14 protein-coding genes and 2 pseudogenes are annotated in these 16,126 nt (G+C 49.3%); 4 read left to right on the forward strand and 12 right to left on the reverse strand.

Translation table 11 applies throughout. The features are described from left to right. The first annotated feature begins 152 nt into the window (after positions 1-152). Positions 153-2,111 carry a PhoX family protein gene (locus CWE06_RS03385; protein ID WP_198679015.1) on the forward strand — a complete coding sequence of 653 codons (1,959 nt, stop codon included), beginning with the start codon at positions 153-155 and terminating at the stop codon, positions 2,109-2,111. Positions 2,112-2,185: 74 nt separating this feature from the next. Here the strand turns inward: CWE06_RS03385 and CWE06_RS03390 are convergent, their stop codons facing one another. From CWE06_RS03390 to CWE06_RS03415, 6 genes are read right to left on the reverse strand one after another with little or no spacing between them, the layout of a single operon-like run. Then, the gene (locus CWE06_RS03390) at positions 2,186-3,121 is read right to left on the reverse strand and encodes an alpha/beta fold hydrolase (protein WP_126791155.1); all 936 of its coding nucleotides are present in this window, start codon (positions 3,119-3,121) and stop codon (positions 2,186-2,188) included. 43 nt (positions 3,122-3,164) lie between these two features. Continuing rightward, positions 3,165-3,992 (reverse strand): PhzF family phenazine biosynthesis protein, encoded by an 828-nt coding sequence (locus CWE06_RS03395; protein WP_126791157.1) that lies wholly within the window; start codon positions 3,990-3,992, stop codon positions 3,165-3,167. 3 nt (positions 3,993-3,995) lie between these two features. Continuing rightward, a complete protein-coding gene (locus tag CWE06_RS03400; RefSeq protein WP_126791159.1) occupies positions 3,996-4,748 on the reverse strand; it encodes an SDR family oxidoreductase in 753 nt (250 codons plus the stop codon). Between the two features lie 32 nt (positions 4,749-4,780). Continuing rightward, positions 4,781-5,515: a histidine phosphatase family protein gene (locus tag CWE06_RS03405; protein WP_126791161.1), complete on the reverse strand. Its 735-nt coding sequence runs from the start codon at positions 5,513-5,515 to the stop codon at positions 4,781-4,783. A gap of 3 nt (positions 5,516-5,518) precedes the next feature. Continuing rightward, complete coding sequence (locus tag CWE06_RS03410) at positions 5,519-6,589, reverse strand: phosphotransferase family protein (protein ID WP_126791163.1); 1,071 nt, start codon at positions 6,587-6,589, stop codon at positions 5,519-5,521. Then, positions 6,589-7,815, reverse strand: a complete 1,227-nt coding sequence (locus tag CWE06_RS03415) for an acyl-CoA dehydrogenase family protein (RefSeq protein WP_126791165.1) — start codon at positions 7,813-7,815, stop codon at positions 6,589-6,591. The genes CWE06_RS03410 and CWE06_RS03415 overlap by 1 nt, the downstream gene beginning before the upstream one ends. Positions 7,816-7,911: 96 nt before the next feature. On the opposite strand from CWE06_RS03415, the gene CWE06_RS03420 reads away from it, so the two are divergent. Next, complete coding sequence (locus CWE06_RS03420; RefSeq protein WP_126791167.1) at positions 7,912-8,826, forward strand: LysR family transcriptional regulator; 915 nt, start codon at positions 7,912-7,914, stop codon at positions 8,824-8,826. 48 nt (positions 8,827-8,874) lie between these two features. Here CWE06_RS03420 and CWE06_RS03425 read toward each other — a convergent pair whose 3' ends face one another. Then, positions 8,875-9,063 carry a hypothetical protein gene (locus CWE06_RS03425; protein WP_126791169.1) on the reverse strand — a complete coding sequence of 63 codons (189 nt, stop codon included), beginning with the start codon at positions 9,061-9,063 and terminating at the stop codon, positions 8,875-8,877. A 384-nt stretch (positions 9,064-9,447) separates the two neighbouring features. Between CWE06_RS03425 and CWE06_RS03430 the strand changes: the two genes are divergently transcribed. Continuing rightward, positions 9,448-10,191 carry a tetratricopeptide repeat protein gene (locus CWE06_RS03430; RefSeq protein ID WP_275065564.1) on the forward strand — a complete coding sequence of 248 codons (744 nt, stop codon included), beginning with the start codon at positions 9,448-9,450 and terminating at the stop codon, positions 10,189-10,191. Further along, positions 10,181-10,365: pseudogene (locus CWE06_RS03435) on the forward strand (IS256 family transposase); the annotation flags it as partial. The gene CWE06_RS03430 and the pseudogene CWE06_RS03435, both read left to right, overlap by 11 nt. A 191-nt stretch (positions 10,366-10,556) precedes the next feature. On the opposite strand, the gene CWE06_RS03440 reads toward CWE06_RS03435, so the two are convergent. The 5 genes and pseudogenes from CWE06_RS03440 to odhB form a co-directional block, all read right to left on the reverse strand. Then, the gene (locus tag CWE06_RS03440) at positions 10,557-11,057 is read right to left on the reverse strand and encodes a hypothetical protein (RefSeq protein ID WP_126791172.1); all 501 of its coding nucleotides are present in this window, start codon (positions 11,055-11,057) and stop codon (positions 10,557-10,559) included. Positions 11,058-11,157: 100 nt separating this feature from the next. Then, positions 11,158-11,877, reverse strand: a pseudogene (locus CWE06_RS12620) (RHS repeat-associated core domain-containing protein); the annotation flags it as partial. Positions 11,878-12,381: 504 nt separating this feature from the next. Further along, the gene (gene sucD, locus CWE06_RS03450) at positions 12,382-13,254 is read right to left on the reverse strand and encodes a succinate--CoA ligase subunit alpha (protein ID WP_126791176.1); all 873 of its coding nucleotides are present in this window, start codon (positions 13,252-13,254) and stop codon (positions 12,382-12,384) included. Next, positions 13,254-14,420, reverse strand: a complete 1,167-nt coding sequence (gene sucC, locus CWE06_RS03455) for an ADP-forming succinate--CoA ligase subunit beta (protein WP_126791178.1) — start codon at positions 14,418-14,420, stop codon at positions 13,254-13,256. The genes sucD and sucC overlap by 1 nt, the downstream gene beginning before the upstream one ends. A gap of 132 nt (positions 14,421-14,552) precedes the next feature. Beyond that, positions 14,553-16,121 (reverse strand): 2-oxoglutarate dehydrogenase complex dihydrolipoyllysine-residue succinyltransferase, encoded by a 1,569-nt coding sequence (gene odhB, locus CWE06_RS03460; protein ID WP_126791180.1) that lies wholly within the window; start codon positions 16,119-16,121, stop codon positions 14,553-14,555. Positions 16,122-16,126 lie beyond the last annotated feature (5 nt).

The raw sequence follows: 16,126 nt of genomic DNA on the forward strand, positions 1-16,126 counted from the left end.
TCTTGATAATCGTTAGTCTTTATCATGCCAGATACGCACTCGAAAACAAACAAGACCATGGTCGCAAATTAGTTTTCTATTCGTTGTCATAAAGTTGTCATGCCAGTTTGCTAAAACTTGGCAGCAAAGTTTAGGACAAAAGAGAGCTACTGATGCCGTCGCACACCCCCCGATTTGATATTAACAACGAAGATCCGCGCACTAACTTTAGTGATAATCGTTCGTTCGCCGATGTATTGAATGTCAATATGAGTCGCCGGCGCTTTCTGCAAGGATCTGCGGCCACTGCCGCAACCATGTTTTTAGCTGCCTGCACAACACCAAGTCGGTCCGTGTTGGCGCCCCAGAAACCGGGTCTTGCATTTAATGCCGTGAGTACCAGCGTTGCGGACGCAGTGCGAGTGCCTGCTGGCTACCGCGCGCAAGCATTTTTACCTTGGGGAACCCCGCTGACGAACACCGAAGCAGCCTGGCAAGGCGATGGCAGTGATAGCGCCACTGCTCAAGCCCAGCAAATTGGCGCACACCACGACGGCATGCACTTCTTTCCGATTGACGCGCGTACGACGGCACAAAACTCTGAAGAAGGCTTGCTGGTTATGAATCACGAGTATGTCGACCCAGCTTTCCTGCACCCGAACGGCCCAAATGCAGCGCCGAGGCCACTAGAGCAAGTCGCCAAAGAAATAGCAGCCCATGGTGTCTCCGTTGCCCATATCCGCAAGTCGGCCGGGCAATGGCAGTTAGTTGCAGACAGCGCTTATAACCGCCGCATTACTGGGTCGACGCCGATGCGCTTAGCTGGACCCGCTGCTGGTCATGAAAAAATGCAAACTCTGTATAGCCCAGACGGCACCCGCGCTCGTGGCACCCTGAACAACTGTGCGCATGGCGTAACGCCTTGGGGAACTTACTTAACTTGTGAAGAAAACTGGGCGCGTTGTTTTGTCAATCGAGACGAACACAACCGTGAACAGACGCGTTACGGTGTTGCCTCGGAGCATGGCCGCTACTATTGGGAAACTGCGACCCCAAGTGCTGACGAATATCAACGCTTTGACGTCACGCCTAGGGGTGCTAACCCACACGAAGATTACCGCAACGAAGCCAATACTTATGGTTGGATTGTCGAAATTGATCCATTTGATGCCAGCAGCACACCGATTAAGCACACCATGCTCGGTCGTTTTGCGCACGAAGGCATTATTTTCGCAGAAGCAATCGAAGGTGAGCCACTAGTCGCTTACTCGGGTGACGACTCACGCTTTGAGTACATTTATAAATTTGTTTCCGCACAGCCTTATCATCGCGCAACCGCTGGCTCTCACCTACTGGAAACCGGTACCCTCTACGTCGCTCGTTTCAATGACGATGGCAGCGGCGAATGGTTGCCGCTCGATATTAACGACCCTATTTTTCAGCGCCGTGCTACTGCTGCGAACGTCCAATTCAGCGACCAAGGCGACGTCCTATTGAATACACGTTTAGCCGCGGATATTGTCGGTGCAACACCGATGGACAGACCTGAGTGGGGAGCCGTTCACCCACAGACGGGCGAAGTTTACTTTACCCTGACCAATAATACGCGCCGTAGCGCAGAGCAAGTCGATGCCGCAAACCCCCGAGCAGAAAACTATGCCGGCCACATCATTCGTTGGCGCGAACGCAGTGACGAAACCTTTGCATGGGATCTCTTTTTGTTAGCCGGATCACCAGGAACTTATACGCGAGACACCGCCATTACCTTAACCGACGACAATCACCACGCGTGTCCTGACGGGCTGTGGTTCGACAGTTCTGGTTTACTGTGGATTCAAACCGACATGAGCGGTGCAATTCAGGGCGGTGAAACCTACGGCAACAATGCGATGTTGGTCGCAGACCCTGATCGCGGCATCGTCAAACGCTTTTTAACCGGCCCGGTGGGCAGTGAAATTACCGGCGTTGTGACGACACCCGACCGGCGTACGATGTTTATTAATGTGCAGCATCCGGGCGAAGGCTCAACACCAGAGTCAGCCTCGAGTCACTGGCCCGATGGTGGCAATAGCCGACCGCGTTCCGCCACAGTGATCATTGAACGTGAAGACGGCGGCATTATTGGCACTTAACTGACCGCAAGCGCACCATGAAAAAGCCCGCAAATCATTTGCATTGCGGGCTTTTTCGTAGGTGTAAGTTTATGCTACAACGACTGCAGAAATTGCAACATTGTCCTCTGCACTTCCTCTGGGCGTTCAAGATGCGGTGCATGACCAACGTCCGGAAATGCCAAAAAGTCCACCACAAGCGCATCGGCACGAACACCTTCAGACTGACGAAATGGCACAACATTGTCCCGCTCGCCCCAAATCAACAAAGTCGGTTGTCCATGTTCCTGAGTTTGTCGGTAGAAGCTCGGGTGATCTTCCGTGGTAAACGCATAAAACGACGATGTTAGCGCCCGTGTAAAGCCACGAATTTGCATTTGCGCATCATAGGCCTCGAGCATCTGCTCTTGCTGTTCTGGCGTTAGGTAGTCCGCTGCAAGGCTCGCGCGCAGGGTTGGTACATAGAAACCAGAAATCATATAGTGGCCAATACGCTCCGGCATCGGTGGTGGCTGCAATGGTTGGTGTAGCGGTGCTAAAAGTATATTACCACGCACCCGTTCTGGGTGATTCGCCGCAGTGCGCATAACCACCGCCCCACCCATTGATAAGCCGGCTAGAACAATCGGCTGCTGCACATGCAATGCATCAAGCAAATCGATTAACTGCCGTTCAAATACCTCGCCAGTGTACATCACCCGAGGACGTTCGGAGTAACCTCGGCCGTATAAATCATAGGACAACACTTGGTAGCCTTGCGCCAGCAAAAACTCCGCTGTCTCGCCCCACGCTTCAGCTGGAATACTAAAGCCGTGCACCAACACAACCATCGGAGCATCGCTTGGCCCCTGCAAATGATAATGCGTATAGCCTTGGCTTAGCTGGACAAGTGAGCCCGGAGCCTCGAGGCGGACTTGCTCATCATAGTTACGGTGCTCAACAAAGTTCTGACGATGACTTACAAACACAAAAATCAAAATTGCGATGAGTAGTAAAACAAGCGCAATACCGAGCCACTTTAAAATTTTCATGTATGGTTTCTCTTATCGGCGGTTACTCAGCACAACACCGAAACTAAGGATTAACGAGTGTAATCGTACCTTGGCAGTAGTCAGCGACTGTGCCCTTTAATTCAACGCGCTGGTGACCATCTCCTGTGATTCGACAATGCACAGTACCACCCCGACGAGACAACTGCTTGGCGACAAACTCTGAACGTTCTTGTTGCCAACGCGCAAACCAATAAGGCGCTAGCTCACAGTGTGCCGAGCCTGTCACCGGGTCTTCATTGACACGTAGTTTCGGGAAAAAGCAGCGACTAACGAAATCACAATCGTCACCGGGTGCAGTAATCACAACACCACGGCCATCAAGTAGACTCAGTTGACCATGGTCGGGCACGACAGCTTGCACATCGGCTGCACTGGCAAACTCCACGATATAATCGAATGCACTCGCTACTGCGACGGGACGCACCCCGAGCGCTCCCTCAAAAAAGTTCAAGAGCCCAGCCCGCGCTTCGCCACTGATCGCTTGCGGATAGGACGCTGGAAAGTCCATAGTAAGCGCTGGGCTGTCGTCCTCTTTACTGACCACTAATTCACCGCTGCGCGTATAAAAATGCAAACTTGGTTTTTCGCTGTGTAAGTGGGTGTATAAAACGTGAGCGGCGGCCAAGGTTGCATGTCCGCACAAATCAACTTCCGCTTCTGGTGTGAACCAACGTAAACGAAAACCGTCCCCTTCCGGAACGAAAAACGCTGTTTCCGACAGGTTATTTTCTTCGGCTATCGCTTGCAGCATATCGTCATCAAGCCACGCGCCTAATGGGCACACTGCGGCTGGATTACCCGCAAACGGACGGTCACTAAACGAATCGACTTGATACAACTTAATCTGCATGGTTTACCCCATTTTCATCACCACTTTCAGCGGCAAACGTTTCATCAAAAATGCCACGAGTCGCCACGGCCAGCCTGGTACAAATGCAACTTTTTTCTCTTTTTCAATCGCATTGACCATACTGCGTACACCCGGTACGGTATCACACATAAACGGGGTATTCTTAACCTTTTCGTTGATTTCCGAGCGGATAAAACCTGGGAGAATACAACTAACCGGAATAGGCAAGCGGCTACGCATTAAGTCAGCACGAATTCCTTCGGTTAGATTTAACAACGCTGCTTTGGTTGCCGCATAGGTGGTCATGGCACGCGGCATTCCGCGCAAGGCACTAATCGAGGCAATGGTCACAAGGTGACCTGAATTCTGCTCCCGAAATATCTCTAGTGCGGCTTCACACTGTGCTAGTGCGGCAACAAAGTTCGTTTCGGCAGTCATTTTATTGTATTTGAACAAGCCCGTACCTAAAGGACCACCCTTGCCCATGCCCGCGTTGACAATGACTCGATCAATCCGACCAAATTCCGTGCGATATTCATTGAACACCCGAAACACAGCATCATGATCATTGACGTCGAGTTCTTTTAAAATAACCTTTGCTTGTGAATCAGCAGCTTGAATTTCATCGCGCAAACTTTCAAGGCGCTCTGTACGGCGTGCACAAAGACCTAAGTCATAGCCCTTCGCAGCAAACTGCCGTGCCATTTCCGCACCAAGACCTGAGCTTGCGCCAGTAATAATGATTGTTTTTCTCATGATTTTTCTCGTTCGTTGCTTAACGGTCGCACCTAAATATAGGTTAATAGGTGCTGAAACTTACCGCCAAAATGTTGTTGTTCATTTAAGCTGAGTAGCTCACGGGACGACTGTTCAGACGCCACTAGAAAGCGCGTGAAGCCGCCATTCACTAAACGCTTATTAAGACTAATGAGAGATTCAGCGGGTAACTGCAAGCTAGCCATCACCGACAACGAAATCGGCCCGCCAGAGGTCAGCACTAAAACGTTTTGGTGCATTGCAATCGACTCTTGTGTCGTTTGCCAAGCTTGATCCACGCGAGCGAGGAACTGTGGCCAGCTTTCCGCGTAATCGGCATCATGTTGACCACTCTGCCAGCGCACAACAGCTTCTCGAAATATCTGCATGACCTGCTGTGTTTCTGCGCGCGAGCCGGTGTCGATTGGTTTTGGGTTCGCCAACCATGCTCTCAATTCCGCATGGTCTTGAGCGTAGGCGTGCATCACTGCCCGATGATCAAACTCATTCCACTCGGGCACTTCGACCACATCGGGACTGCTGCCTGCTGAACTGCCATAACCACGAAGTAGTGCATCAACACTTTGTTCATGGCGAGCTAAATTACCACGCAGAATAACGTCTATCTGCTCTTCTCGCTGCGCTAAATGGGCACCTACATGTTCGAGCTGCTGCATGCCAAGCGGTGACAACTGATCGTAATTTTTCTGGCCAAACGAGGCTTGACCATGGCGTATTAAAGAAACCGTGGTGCGTTTTTTAGCCATCGGTTAACCCTGCTTCTGCTTCATCAGGCGGCGACAACGCCGGTGCAGATAGTGCACGACAAACCAGAAATTCTTAAACGCTGGATTGCGCGTTTGCTTGTGGTAGTAGCGATAATAGATTTGTTGGGCGATTACCGATAAACGAAACAATCCAAAAACCTGATAGAAGGCCATATCGACATCCTGCAAGTCCATCTTGTCGCAGTAATAAGCAATCACTTCATCACGAGTCAGCATGCCCTCTAGGTGAGTGGGTTGACGGCGAGTGGCCTTGGCGACGCGGTCATCGTCCGCTTGCACCCAATAGGCGAGCAAGTTGCCCAGTTCAACCAAGGGGTCACCAATCGTTGCTAGTTCCCAGTCTAGAACCGCTAAGATCTCAGTGGGATCATCGGGGTTTAATACTAGGTTATCGAAACGAAAATCATTATGAGTCAAACATAAACGCTCATGCTGCGGTTTATTTGCGCGCAGCCAACGCATAATTTTCTTACCACTTGGGACATTCCAAGTTCGCGCTTTTTCGTAGCGACCACACCAACCTTCAACTTGGCGTTCGATATACCCTTCACCTTTACCCAAGGCATCGAGCCCGGCGTGAACGTAATCGACTTTGTGCAGTGCAATAAGCTGGTCAAGCATATTGGTACACAACTCCCGAACTTGTTCGGCGGGCATCGCGACGCCGCGAGGAAGGTTTTTGCGCGGCACAATTCCGACAATCCGTTCCATCACATAGAAATCACTGCCAATTAAGCTGGTATCGCTGCAGTAACCAAACATGGTTGGAACCTTGTCGAAATGCGGCTTGAGCATGAGTTGTAAGTCATGTTCACGTTGCATATTGTGCGCTGATTTGGCTTTAGTTCCTGCTGGCGGACGGCGCAGAATTAAATCTGCATTCGTATACTCTAAGCGGTAAGTCCAATTCGATGCGCCACCAGGAAATTGCGTGACTTCTGGCTGCCCCGTAATGTCGGAACGCTTTTGTTTGATCCAACGGTCCACCGCAGCAATGTCAAATTGCTCCTGCTCACGAACCGCTACCCCCTGATCAATCACTTGATTGCTCATTATGATTCCTGTCGATATTTCTTAAGTTCTTGGCGTAACACCATGGCTTGATGCACTTCATCTGGCCCATCGGCAAGACGCAGAGCTCGCGCCATCGCGTAAAACCCGGTGAGCATGTAATCATGGCTTAAACCACCACCACCGTGGATTTGAATGGCATCATCGACGACGCTTTGCAACACACTTGGAATAACCGCTTTAATGCCAGCAATTTCACTCATGGCCGCTTTCACGCCATGATTATCAATTACATTGGCAGTGTACATGGTATACAGACGCGCTTGGTCGATGGCCATGCGATGTTTCGCCACTTTAGTCCCGTTGTCACCCAACTTCAACAGTGGCTGGCCAAACGCAACACGGTTCATTCCCCGCTTAATGAGCATCTCTAACGCACGCTCGGCGGCGCCTAACGCTCGCATACAATGATGCACGCGCCCAGGGCCAAGGCGACCCTGAGCAATCGCAAAGCCGGCGCCTAGGCGTCCAATAACATTCTCCTTTGGCACGCGCACGTCATTAAAGCTCACTTCACCATGACCATACGGCGCGTCGTAGTCACCAAACACCGGCAACATCCGCTCAATTTTCACGCCAGCGGCATCCAGCGGAACTAACACCATACTGTGACGTTGATACTTGTCCGCACTTGGGTCAGTTAAGCCCATGACAATCGCTATCTTCGCATGCGGGTGACCCAAACCGGTTGACCACCATTTCGTGCCATTAATCACTACATCATCGCCATCAGCAATAATGGTCGTTTCCATATTCGTCGCATCGGAAGACGCAACCTGTGGTTCGGTCATCCCAAATACCGAACGAATTTCACCGCGCAGTAAAGGTTCCAGCCACGCTTTCTTTTGTGCTTCTGTACCAAAATGGTATAACACTTCCATATTGCCAGTGTCTGGGGCGTTACAGTTAAATATCTCTGGGGCAATAATACTGCGCCCCATTTGCTCGGCAAGCGGCGCATATTCAACTGTCGACAGGCCTTTACCTAAGCGTGCGTCCGGTAAAAACAAATTCCAAAGCCCTTCTTTTTTCGCCAGCTCTTTTAATTCTTCAACTTTGCTATGTACACGCCATTGCGTCCAATCACTATGCCCCTGCTGCGTGACATAATCGCGCAAAATTTGTTCTTCATAGGGCAGCACATGCTCCTGCATAAATGACTTTACGCGAGCAAGGTATTGCTGAGCATTCGGGTTCAAGCCAAACATTTTCGACTCCTTGGCGTATGTGCCAATTAAAAACAACTCGCCTCATGCTAATAACTCCACTAACATGAATAAAGTGAAATTTACTAAGGCACTAACATGAATGAAATTCACTTTCGTTTAGATCTCAATCTACTCCGTGTGCTGGTGGCTATCTATCGGGAAGGTCAGCTCAATCGCGCCGCTGCGGCATTACACATCACGCCGTCAGCCATTAGCCATGCGCTGAAACGTTTGCGAGAGCATTTTAACGATCCATTATTCGAGCGCGACAACCGACGCATGCGCCCTACTGTTCTATGTGAAAAAATGCTACCCGAAATGCAGGAACTCCTTGCACGCATGACTAGCCTCGTCGAGCGCAGCCAAGACTTCCAGCCTATTCGCAGCTTGCGAACTTTTCGCCTTGGCATACCTGAAGCCATCGAAGCTGAACTGTTTCCCGTTGTGTATCGAAAATTAGTCAAGCTTGCGCCAAACTGTCGCTTCGAGAGCATTGCGATACCCCATGCGCAGCTAGCCGATACGCTGCTGCAACGCCACGCTGATCTTGCGATTGACGTCGCCTTACCGATCGGCAGCCCAGTGCAGCAACGGCCTCTATCACAAGAACCTTTTGTTGTTCTGCGGCGGGACAGCAACAAGGAACAATTAACCGTTAACAGCTACTTAGCCAGTCGCCATATTGCTGTATCGTCACGCGCCCGAGGCACCGTACTGGAAGATTATTTACTGCGGGAACTGGGTGTAGAGCGACAATTAGCGGTGCGCGTACAAAGTTACCAAACCGCCGCGAGCCTTTGTGCGTCCTCAAATGCGCTACTAACACTGCCAGAGCGTATCGCCGACCGCTTAGTTACCCAATTTCCACTGCGTAAATGGCCTGTCCCTTTGCCCATAGCGGACACGCGCTTACAACTTTATTGGCACGACGCTCATAGCGCTGACCCCGGCTTACAGTGGCTATTGAATAAAGTGACTGCCGTCTTATCACCGGCCATAAAAAAGCCGTGACTTATTCAAATCACGGCTGATAGCTTTGTTTTGGGGGGCATTTGCAGCTTAGTCGACTAGGTTACCAACACACATACGACACTCACCTGCTTGTGCGGGTGCAGACGCTTCGACATACCGCATTTTGTGCCGTGCTGAACCACGGTTGCTCGACACTTGAAAAACGCGCTCCCGCGCAGCGGTTACCGGAACCGCCTCTGGCGTAGTTTGAGTTGTGCGTGCTTTGTTCGTGGTCATAAGAGCCTCCGCTATGTGAATAGCCAGATATTAGAAGATCCTAATTTAATATGCAAGTTTGCGAAACACCCTGTTACAAATTCGTCTCACGAATAACTATACCTTTTAGTCTTGCTGAACTATTTTAACTATATATCAACCAGATAAAGGCTCTGTTTTATGATGGCTTGGAAGACAAAAGCAACGTCAACCCTGTACGCAACTGTCCTTATTACGTCCACTGCTGTTACATTCGGGCTCCAGCACGCAGTCGCTTCTGACCTGGCGGCTAACGAGCGCCCAGCGATAGAGCAACAAACAAGCAGCGGTCTCTGCAATGACGGTTCGTGTCGTCCTCATATTATGATGTTGCATCGGCAATCACGCTACGGTGACCTGACGTCCATGTCTATTCTGGCGATGCTGTATGTTACCGGCGATGGTGTCGAGCAAGACATTGAGCGTGGTGTAGGCTGGATGAAACGTGCTGCTAGCGGTGGTAACCCCATGGCAAACTTCACTCTTGCAACTTGGTATCGCCAAGGAACATTTGTTGAGCAAGACGCAGCCGAAGCCGATCGCTATTTACAACATGGCGTTGACCATCAATACGCCCCAGCCCAATACCAAAAAGCATTACAACTGTATATGGAGCAAAGTGATGAAAGCACAGCTGCCGCTAATCAGCTCCTTGAGGCTGCAGCACAACGTGGGTCTGCACCGGCTATGTTCTTACTGGCGCGACTCAAGTTAAACGGCCAGCTATTTGAGTATGATCTTGAAGGTGCGACGCGTTTACTGCAACGTCTCAGCGTCAATGGCCATACCGAAGCTCGTGCGTTGTCGCGACAAGTTATTGCACAACTGCAACAGCAAGCTCGAGATGAAAAACAAGATGAGGCTGAATTGCAGATCGCCAAGCAATTGCAAGAGGCACTCGACATTGAACGGATTAGCGTCGTTGGAACACCGCTTTGGGGTCGCACAGAATCAGCCATCGCCAATGTCACCTTTCAACGTGACGCATTGTTTAATCGAGGTACCATGTTCAGAATTCGCTCACAGGAATGTGACTTCGGCACTAACTGCGCCAGTGTGCGACCAAATTCGCGCCATAGTGACTTGTTTGATGTCTTGAACGACCAATAGCGTTGCAGCCGCTGTCCACCGTCAGTTCCGCAAGCTGACAAAACCAAAGGCGGCTTTACGCGGGTATGTTAAAGGCATCCGAGCGCTGGTCACACCCAGTTCAACTGAAACCTGACGCTGCCGCAACTGAGCATCCACTTTGAAGGCCGACTGGATCATCACATAGACCTATGAAAACTTGGCTGACACAGAATATTGAACACCCTCTTAGGATACCGTCTTTACCAGTAAGGTCTTTGCCTTCACGCAATTGCTTTAAGGCGGCTTCCATATCGAAGTTTGGTTTGGTCATGTAGTGTCATCTCGTTTTTGCTTAGTTTATCGAAATGACACAGAATTCTGAACACTACCCCTCTCGCTGCCAACTAACCTTTCGATAAACTCTTGTTGAAGTAACTGAACGGGTTTACATGTAAAGCACCATCTTTAGTGTGTTTGTCCAGGACTTCTCGAACGCTTAAGTCGGATTTATACATCATTTGAATGCGATATATACGCTTCTCTAAATCATGAAAATCCATTAAATAACGCTGGGCACCTTTCGAAAATGAAACTATTTTCACTTTGATAAATTGCTTAGACAACTCCTCTCCATGGACGTTTTTTATGATTCTATTTTCAAAGTCGATGATTAAATCTCGAGGGGATGATACATATTTAATTACATATTGGAGCAAAAGATATCCAATGCATAAGATAAAAACAACGCAAGCATAATATATTTTTTCAACCGAAACTAACGTTTCGGTGCTTGTTGGTATTATCAAAAATCCACCGACATCCATGACGTGTATTGCAAAAAACAAGCTTCCTAAAGCGGGGGAGATACCGATTAGAAACGCTAACTTAGACTTCCTTAGATTCATGTTAACCTCTTTATTTAAATCCTGAATTCAGGTATAATTAAATTTTTTCATTAACGCAATAAACTCCCACAAGTAGCCAGCGCAACTACCATACCTAATCCTACAATACCTTGAGTTCCTCCAAAGATAGCTGCTGGTGAATAATTTCTTCTGCTTTACTATCGCCGGGAACCGGGCATATACCACTTACTGCATTCCCATCTGCGTCAGTAGAACACATTCCAGTAGGATCATTCGAATAGAAGCGTCCGATGACTGGGTCATAATATCGTGCCTGCATATAATTCAGACCCGTGGCCGCATCACGAATATGTCCCGTATACCCTGCTTGGTTGTCGTTCGCACTGATACTCTGAAGCTCTTCACCAAATGGCGTGTATTGCTCACGCCATTGCACTGCCCCACTGCTATCCGTCCCGCTTTGCGCACTACCCAAGATATCAGGGTGTAAGTAGGTTATATCATTATTTTTAATGCGTGCGAGTGTTCCCTGCGGACCGACAAGATAGTCCGTTAGTTCATTTGCCGTTACTGCATCGATGTGAACCAGTACCCCAGCACGGTCATACACTGAATAAACGGTGTTGCCATTTATTTCTTGTTTCACTCGCTTAAAATGGCCGTCGTATCGGTAGCTGCCATCGGCGCTTCCAATGCCATTGGCGGCTCCAGTGATTGCGACCGGCTGCTCTGACCTATCATAAACGAATTGCAACTGACCGGCAGTTGTTACATTGCCGCGGGCGTCATATTCGAAATCCCGAGTCCCGTTCCAGCCGCTGTCCACACTGCCGGTCAGGCGATTTTGCCTGTCATAATGAAGTGTTACTGTGCGCGCCTAAGGTTTGGGTGAACTGCTGAGCATTGCCATAGGTCATCGCTGTTACTTGCCCCGACGGCTGGTAGCCTACCTGCGAAAGGACGGTTTGCCAAGCGAATAAGCGCTAGATGACTGGTCTGTTTGGTACTGGTAATCGGTTGTATACGTATCGCCATCACGCGACTGAATCACTGAGGACAACTGAACGTGTCGTGCACTTGACAGCGGTCGGAATGTCGACCGCCGACAGCGTTTTCGATTGAACTGACATGGCTCGCTGCGGACGTTAGCATGGGATTCCCTTATCAGCTCACTTTGATGAATCTTATTAAATCCAACCTACAGCAGCCGGTACAAAAGCGCAATAACGAATATGCGCGAGATAAGGAGCTACGCAGTATCAATCAAAGTGAAAATGGGAAATGGCGGCAATAAAAATGCCAGTCAGCAGAAACTGACTGGCATTAGCCCAAAGGCGCTTTTTATTTGGCGAAAGCTTTAAGCTTACCAGCCAGTTTTCTCGCGTAACGCTTTACCGATATCGGCAAGGCTGCGAACGGTTTTAACACCAGCAGCCTCAAGCGCAGCAAATTTCTCGTCAGCAGTACCTTTACCACCAGAGATAATTGCACCGGCGTGGCCCATGCGCTTACCTGGAGGAGCAGTAACACCTGCGATGTAAGAAACCACTGGCTTAGTTACATTGTTTTTAATGTATTCAGCCGCTTCTTCTTCTGCTGTTCCGCCGATTTCACCGATCATGACGATCGCTTCAGTTTTCGGATCTTTCTCGAACATCTCTAGGATATCGATGAAGTTAGAACCAGGGATCGGGTCACCGCCGATACCAACACAGGTCGACTGGCCAAACCCTTCGTCAGTGGTTTGTTTCACTGCTTCGTACGTCAACGTACCTGAGCGAGAAACGATACCAACTTTACCTGGCTTGTGGATGTGACCTGGCATGATACCGATTTTACATTCACCTGGAGTAATAACACCCGGGCAGTTTGGACCGATCATACGCACGCCTTTGTGCGTTAGGTATTCTTTCACGTAGAGCATGTCTAACGTTGGGATACCTTCAGTAATACACACGATCAATTCGATACCTGCGTCAGCAGCTTCGATGATTGAGTCTTTACAGAATGGTGCTGGAACGTAAATAACTGATGCAGTTGCACCTGTTGCTGCGACCGCTTCTTTTACTGTGTTGAATACTGGTAAATCTAAGTGCGTTTGACCGCCTTTACCAGGAGTTACACCGCCAACCATTTGTGTGCCGTAGGCAATCGCTTGCTCAGAGTGGAAAGTACCCTGACCACCGGTGAAACCTTGGCAGATAACTTTGGTGTTTTTATCGATCAAGATAGACATTATTGACCTCCGGCTGCAGCAACTACTTTCTGAGCTGCGTCTGTCAGGCTGGTAGCTGCTTGAATGTTCAAGCCGCTCTCGGCTAATTTCTGCGCACCTAGTTCTGCGTTGTTACCTTCAAGGCGAACAACAACTGGAACTTTAACGCCAACTTCTTCAACGGCACCGATGATACCTTCAGCGATCATGTCACAACGGACGATGCCACCGAAGATGTTTACGAATACTGCTTTAACGTTGTCGTCAGACAAGATGATTTTGAACGCTTCCGTCACACGCTCTTTAGTTGCTCCGCCACCAACGTCAAGGAAGTTAGCTGGCTCACCGCCGCTTAACTTAACGATGTCCATGGTACCCATTGCAAGGCCAGCACCGTTAACCATACAGCCGATGTTACCGTCAAGGGCAACATAGTTCAGTTCGAACTTAGCAGCGTGAGCTTCACGAGCGTCTTCTTGTGAAGGATCGTGCATCTCTTTGATTTTTGGTTGACGATACATCGCATTGCTGTCGATGTTGATTTTACCGTCAAGGCAATGCAAGTTGCCTTCGTCAGTAATAACCAATGGGTTGATTTCTAACAGTGCGAAGTCATACTGTTCGAACATCTTCGCCAAACCTAAGAAGATTTTTGTGAACTGCTTCACTTGCTCTGGGTTTAAGCCCAGTTGGAAAGCAAGGTCACGACCTTGGAAAGGCTGAGGGCCTACCGTTGGGTCGATGATTGCTTTTAGAATTTTTTCCGGGGTTTCTTCTGCAACCTTCTCGATTTCCACACCACCTTCAGTTGATGCCAGGAAAACGATCTTACGGGTAGCACGGTCAACCACTGCGCCTAGATAAAGTTCTTTGTCGATATCAGTGCAGCTTTCAACCAGAATTTTTGCAACTGGCTGGCCATTGGCGTCAGTTTGATAAGTCACTAGGTTTTTGCCAACCCAGTTCTCAGCAAATGCACGTACTTCATCAAGGCTGCTTACCAGCTTCACACCGCCCGCTTTACCGCGGCCACCAGCGTGTACCTGACATTTAACAACCCACTTGTCGCCACCAATTTTCTTGGCCGCTTCGACAGCTTCTTCTGGAGTGTCGACCGCGAAGCCTTCAGAGACTGGCAGTCCAAACTCTCTGAACAGCTGTTTTGCTTGATACTCATGCAAATTCATGATGCTTATTCCGTTTGTTCATTCAAAACGAAAGCAGCCGAGGCTGCTTACCCGATTTTCGCGCGGGATTATACGTTTTTCCCGCCCAAAATAACAGCGGCAGTCAGAAATTAGACTGCCGCTCGAGTGCTATTAGATATCCAGCAGGAGACGCTGAGGATCTTCAAGCAGGTTCTTCACGGTGACTAAGAAGCCAACCGACTCTTTACCATCAATGATGCGGTGGTCGTACGACAACGCTAAGTACATCATTGGTAGAATTTCGACTTTTCCGTCCACAGCCATTGGGCGGTCTTGGATTTTGTGCATACCCAAGATTGCGCTTTGTGGTGGGTTCAGAATAGGCGTTGATAACAATGAACCAAATACGCCGCCGTTGGTAATTGTGAAGTTACCGCCTTGCATTTCGTCCATGGTCAATTTGCCATCACGGCCTTTAATCGCTAACTCTTTGATACCGTTTTCAATTTCGGCCAAGCTTAGCTTGTCACAATCGCGTAGTACTGGCGTGACCAAGCCACGTGGTGTAGACACCGCGATGCTCACGTCAAAATAGTTATGATAAACGATATCGTCGCCGTCAATCGACGCATTCACTTCTGGGAAACGCTTCAACGCTTCGACCACAGCTTTCACGTAGAACGACATGAAGCCTAAACGAATACCATGACGGTCTTCGAATTCTTTCTGATAGGTCTTGCGCAAGTCCATAATCGGCTTCATGTTGACTTCGTTGAACGTCGTTAACATCGCCGTTGAATTCTTGGCTTCAAGCAAACGTTTTGCAATGGTCTTCCGCAGACGAGTCATTGGTACACGCTTCTGTGTCCGATCGCCGCTCACTGCTGGCTGGCTGCTTGGCTTGCTTTCAGACTTGCTCTCAGATTTTGCTTCTTTCTTCTCACCAGCAGATTTGACGTGTTTCTCAACGTCTTCTTTGGTGATGCGGCCGTCTTTACCTGTACCTTTGACGTCGCTTGCGCTGAGGTCGTGCTCGGCTAATAAACGACGTACTGACGGGCTGACTGCGTCAGCGTCTTTGTCAGAACCACTGTCGTTACTTTCTTCGTTGCTCGCTGACTCTTTCGAAGATTTTGACGATGCGCCACTTCCGCCTTTGGTAATTTTACCAATGACTTCTTTCGCGCCAACGTTTGCACCTTCATCATGCAAAATCTCAGCAAGGACGCCGTCTGCTTCAGCAACAACTTCGAGAACCACTTTGTCGGTTTCGATGTCGACCAGGTTTTGGTCACGGCTAACTTTATCGCCTGCTTTCACGTGCCAGGTTGCAATCGTCGCTTCAGAAACTGACTCTGGCAACTCTGGTACTTTCACTTCGATGGTTTCACCAGAATCGTCATCAGCGTCGGATTTCTCTTCTGCTTTCTCTTCTGCTTTGTCTTCAGACTTCTCTGCTTTCTTCTCAGACTTCTCTTCTTTGTCGTCTGATTTCGCAGCGCCGCCCTCTTCAATGCTACCGATGACTTCTTTGCTCTTCACAGTCGCACCTTCTTCAGCGTTGATTTTACCAATCACGCCGTCAGCTTCAGCAACGACTTCCAGAACCACTTTGTCGGTTTCAATATCTACCAGGTTTTGGTCACGGCTTACTTTATCGCCTTCCTTCACGTGCCAAGTTGCGATAGTGCCATCCGCTACGGATTCCGGTAATTCAGGTACTTTAATTTCAATCGCCATGTTTT

The organism is Aliidiomarina haloalkalitolerans, assembly GCF_003987315.1.
GTDB lineage: Bacteria > Pseudomonadota > Gammaproteobacteria > Enterobacterales > Alteromonadaceae > Aliidiomarina > Aliidiomarina haloalkalitolerans.